This is a genomic window from Ferdinandcohnia sp. GQ5 (genome assembly GCF_059759275.1).
Genome location: NZ_JCAXEW010000048.1, coordinates 1 through 756, shown reverse-complemented (window position 1 = coordinate 756; position 756 = coordinate 1). Strand labels below are relative to the sequence as shown.

1 protein-coding gene is annotated in these 756 nt (G+C 34.9%); it reads left to right on the top strand.

What is annotated here, in order from left to right; genetic code table 11:
- The coding region (locus AC6CHV_RS26300) for a transposase (RefSeq protein ID WP_498079977.1) at positions 1 to 756 on the top strand (756 nt) is incomplete at both ends.

Genomic DNA, 756 nt, shown 5'->3' with positions numbered 1-756 from the left:
GAAATCCATTGAGAAATATAGTGAAAGCTTAATTGAAAAGTCAAACCAGCTATACAACGAGCTACTTAAGAACGAAATCATACCTGAAATTGAACGCGAAAACACCGAACAGTTATCGTTGGAAGAGCTCACTCAATTGGTTCAAAAAGTAGACGAAGTCGTAACCGAGTATGATAAACAAATTGAAGCTACATCAGATGTTTCAGAACGAAAAGCTTTAAGAAGCGAACGCAAATATCCGAAACAAGTACGTAAGCAATTGATTGATTTTGTCTTACGTAAACAGAAATACCAAGAAGACTTAGAAATCTTTGGCACACGTAATAGCTATTCTAAAACGGATCCTGATGCGACATTTATGCGAATGAAAGAAGATTATATGAGAAATGGACAGTTGAAAGCTGGTTACAATGTACAAATCGCAACGGAAGGTCAATACACTCTTGCTTATAGTTTGTTTTCTAATCCAACAGATACACGTACGTTAATTCCATTTCTAGATGAAATCGAGCAGCATTATTTCGAGTTACCGAAACACATTGTCGCAGATGCAGGTTATGGTAGTGAACAAAACTATAATGATATCCTTTCCAATAGAAAACGAGAAGCGCTTATCACTTATAACCTGTATTTGAAGGAACAAAACAAAAAGTTTAAACAAAACATATTTAACCCTGACAATTGGCAGTATGATGAAGAAACAGATACATATACATGCCCTAATCATAAACGTCTTGAGTTTCAATATCATTCTAT